The 3,468-nt window shown below is 58.3% G+C and carries 5 protein-coding genes; all 5 read left to right on the top strand.

The window, feature by feature from the left end:
- Window positions 1-798, top strand: a 798-nt coding sequence (locus tag ABHR76_RS09635; protein WP_346977562.1) for a hypothetical protein, incomplete at its 5' end; no start/stop codon positions are given.
- 307 nt (window positions 799-1,105) lie between these two features.
- The gene (gene lacA / locus ABHR76_RS09630; protein ID WP_006234830.1) at window positions 1,106-1,534 is read left to right on the top strand and encodes a galactose-6-phosphate isomerase subunit LacA; all 429 of its coding nucleotides are present in this window, start codon (window positions 1,106-1,108) and stop codon (window positions 1,532-1,534) included.
- Between the two features lie 63 nt (window positions 1,535-1,597).
- On the top strand, window positions 1,598-2,122 hold the full coding sequence (lacB, locus tag ABHR76_RS09625) for a galactose-6-phosphate isomerase subunit LacB (RefSeq protein WP_006234831.1): 525 nt from the start codon (window positions 1,598-1,600) through the stop codon (window positions 2,120-2,122).
- Window positions 2,123-2,241: 119 nt separating this feature from the next.
- Window positions 2,242-3,123, top strand: coding sequence for an aldose 1-epimerase family protein (locus tag ABHR76_RS09620; RefSeq protein ID WP_346977560.1), 882 nt, complete (start codon window positions 2,242-2,244; stop codon window positions 3,121-3,123).
- 53 nt (window positions 3,124-3,176) lie between these two features.
- On the top strand, window positions 3,177-3,468 hold a 292-nt coding region (locus tag ABHR76_RS09615; RefSeq protein ID WP_346977558.1), incomplete at its 3' end, for a PfkB family carbohydrate kinase.

The following is a 3,468-nucleotide window of genomic DNA, read 5'->3' as shown; positions in this document are numbered from 1 at the left end:
ATCGAGGTCATCGATCAAAAGAAAGGTAACGTTTTGGCGCTCACGGCTTCATGCGTTGCTCTATCTGCGGGCATTACCGCGCTGCCTGGTGATACGGGAACGCCGGTTGCCGAGCAGCTCGCACAGCTTTCAGGCAACCTTGGTATCGTGCTTGCCGTGCTATACCTAGAGAAATATTTGCTCACGATTTTGTGGTCGGTTGGCCTGGGCATCTTAATCCCGTCTGCGTTGGTGCTCTTTGCGGTGTCGCTCGGCATTCACGGGCGCTGGAGCACGAGCACTGTCCTGCGCCGTGTGGCGACACGCGTACTGGTGGTTGCCGTGATCGGCATGGCGCTCGTGCCCGCGAGCGTATGGGTGTCGCAAAAGGTCGATGAAACGTATCGCGTAAGTATTGAGCAAGCTGAGCAAAAAGCTGCGGACGCTGCGGACGCGGCCGACACCACGGACAAGTCAGCCGAGACCAGCTCAAAATCGAACAAGAAAAAATCCGAGACCACGGAGTCCAAAAACGTGCTCGAGCAGTTGACTGATGGGGCATCGAGTCTTGTTACGTCGGTGACCAGCGGCGCCAAGCAGATGACCGACGAGATCGTGCAGCAGGTGACCGATCTGATTGAAGGCGTCATCGTGATGATCGTAACCTCGTGCGTTATCCCGCTGCTGGTGCTCGTGGCGTTCCTATGGCTAGGACACGTGCTGCTGGGGATCGATATTTCCGGCCCGGCGAACTATTTGACGGGCCGCTTTCTGGGTGCTCCGTCCAAGCACGCCAAAAAGGGTGGGCAGTCCGAGTAGCTAAAACAGCTGTATATACCGGGGAATACCGCCGAAGGGCGGCCGAGACACGTTCTCGGCCGCCCTATTGTTTGTTGAACACATGGTCTCTACGTCCGCGCCCGGCCCAAACGGTCAGCAATCACCTGTGAACGGTATTTGTTCAAAAAAGAACAAAGACAAACAAATAATTGTTGCAGTTACTGTTCGAATGTGTTCAAATAAACATGAACAGTGAAGAACCGCACATTCAGATGCCCGGACCTGAACGCGATTCAACACTTCCAAACAGGAACTACGCACCTGCGTATCTCTCAAGGAGGATGTCATGAGGGTTGTTATCGCTTCCGATGCCGACGGTATGTCGATGAAGGAGTCCATCAAGGAGATGCTCATCGCCGACGGTCACGAGGTCGTCGACTATTCCGAGACCCCTGCCGCGGACTTTGTCGATTCCGCGACCGCCGTTGCCAAGGACCTGCTGGAGCACAAGGATTCCCAGGGCTTCGCATTCGATAAGTACGGCGTCGGCTCCTATATGGCCGCCGTCAAGATCAAGGGCATGGTCGTCGCCAACATTTCCGACGAGCGTTCTGCCTACATGACCCGCGAGCACAACGGCTCGCGCATGGTCACCATGGGCCCGGGCGTTGTGGGCACCGAGGTCGCCAAGAAGATCGCCCGCGAGTTCCTGCGCGCCCAGTACGCCGGCGGCCGTCACCAGATCCGTGTCGACATGCTCAACAAGATGGCCTAACGAGAGCCACCGAGAACTCGAACTTCTACCTCAACTTGTGAATTCAGACGAAAGGACGTTCTGATGAAGAAGACCATCGCAATCGGTTGCGACCATATCGTTACGGACGAGAAGATCTATCTGGCCGACCGCCTGGAGCAGGCTGGCTACAAGGTGCTCGACTGCGGCACCTACAGCCACACCCGTACGCACTATCCCATCTACGGTAAGGCCGTGGGCGAGGCTGTTGCCAGCGGCAAGGCCGACTTTGGCGTGGCCCTGTGCGGCACCGGCATCGGCATCACCAACGCCGTCAACAAGGTTCCCGGCGCCCGTTGCGCCCTGGTTCGCGACATGACCTCTGCCCTGTATGCCCGTCGCGAGCTCAACGCCAACATCGTGGGCTTTGGCGGCAAGATTACCGGCGAGTTCCTGATGGCCGACATCATGCTTGCCTTCTTGGAGGAGCCCTACGAGAAGACCCCCGAGCACGATGCCCTGATCGCCAAGATCGATGCCTGCAACAAGGCCGACGCCGAGGCTCAGGCTGACCCGCACTTCTTTGACGAGTTCCTCGAGAAGTGGGACCGCGGCGAATACCATGATTAGCGGGTATCCGGCGTAATTAACTAGTCCGTTGACGGCTCGCGTTTCTGTGAGGGGGCGCGGGCCGGTTTTCTATCAGCCCTATTGACTTGGCGGGCTGTCGTAAGAAAGGGAAGGCTCCTATGGAGTTTGTTCTTGATAACGGTTCTATCCGCGTAGCACTGAGCACGGCGGGCGGGTCGTTCACTTCTATTGCGGCCAACGGCCGTGAGTACCTGTGGCAGGGTGACCCTGCGGTCTGGTCGGGCCAGGCACCCATTTGTTTCCCGATCTGCGGCGGCCTTCGTGACGGTCGCGCAATGACCATGGGCGGCCGCGAGGTTAAGCTTGCCCGTCACGGCTTTGCTCGCAAACAAGAGTGGAAGCTCGAGGAGCAGGGCGACAACATGGTCGCGCTGAGCCTAAGCTCTGCCGACCATGCCGAGTTGCTCGAGCAGTACCCGTATCCGTTTAAGATCGTTGCTCGTTACACGATCGATGCGGAAAAGGTGGCCGTGTCGTACGAGGTGACCAATGAGGGCACCGAGGACATGCCGTTCTTTGTGGGCGGTCACCCTGGCTTTAAGTGCCCGCTTGACGAGGGCGAGTCCTATGACGACTACGAGCTCCGTTTTGAGCAGCGCGAGGCCGCCGAGCTCTGTACTGCCGTTCCCTCGACGGGCCTGATTGATGTTGAGCATCGCAGCAAGAACCCGATGGTTGGCCATGACCTGCCGCTGACCCACGAACTCTTTGACTTCGCAGAGACCATCTTTGACGTGCTCGAGAGCCGCGTGGTTACGCTTACCAAGAAAACCGAGGACAAGGGCGTGCGCCTGACGTTCCCCGATATGCCATACCTGATTGTGTGGAGCAAGCCCGAGGGCGACTTTGTGGCCGTGGAACCGTGGGGTGGTCTGTCCACCTGCTCCGACGAGGACGATATTCTGGAGCACAAGCGCGGCTGCCTGGTGGCCAAGCCGGGGGAGACCGTTACCCGCGGCTTTGAGATCGAGATCCTTTAACGAGCTATCGTATGTTTGGGGCGGGTTATGCCGCCCCGGAACAGGAGTTCAACATGATTCTGACCGTTACCATGAACCCGTCGATTGATACGCGCTATCAGCTCGACAAGTTGATCATCGACGACGTGAACCGCGTGACGCCCGAAAAGACCGCTGGCGGTAAGGGCCTCAACGTGAGCCGCGTGTTGCTGCAGCTGGGCGACGACGTGCTCGCGACCGGTCTGCTCGGCGGCCACATGGGTGCCTATATGGCCGAGCTCATGGATGCTGACGGCGTCAAGAACGACTTTGTGCCCATCGCCGGTGAGACACGCATTTGCCTGAATATTCTGCACGAGGGTAATC

It is taken from the genome of Collinsella aerofaciens (assembly GCF_039752985.1).
Classification (GTDB): domain Bacteria; phylum Actinomycetota; class Coriobacteriia; order Coriobacteriales; family Coriobacteriaceae; genus Collinsella; species Collinsella aerofaciens_BT.
Note: the sequence above shows the minus strand (reverse complement) of the source record. Positions and strands in the feature narration are given on the sequence as shown.

Coding starts and splice junctions, on each gene's coding strand:
- lacA (WP_006234830.1), top strand. CDS start 1,106: ATGAGGGTTGTTATCGCTTCCGATGCCGACGGTATGTCGATGAAGGAG.
- lacB (WP_006234831.1), top strand. CDS start 1,598: ATGAAGAAGACCATCGCAATCGGTTGCGACCATATCGTTACGGACGAG.
- ABHR76_RS09620 (WP_346977560.1), top strand. CDS start 2,242: ATGGAGTTTGTTCTTGATAACGGTTCTATCCGCGTAGCACTGAGCACG.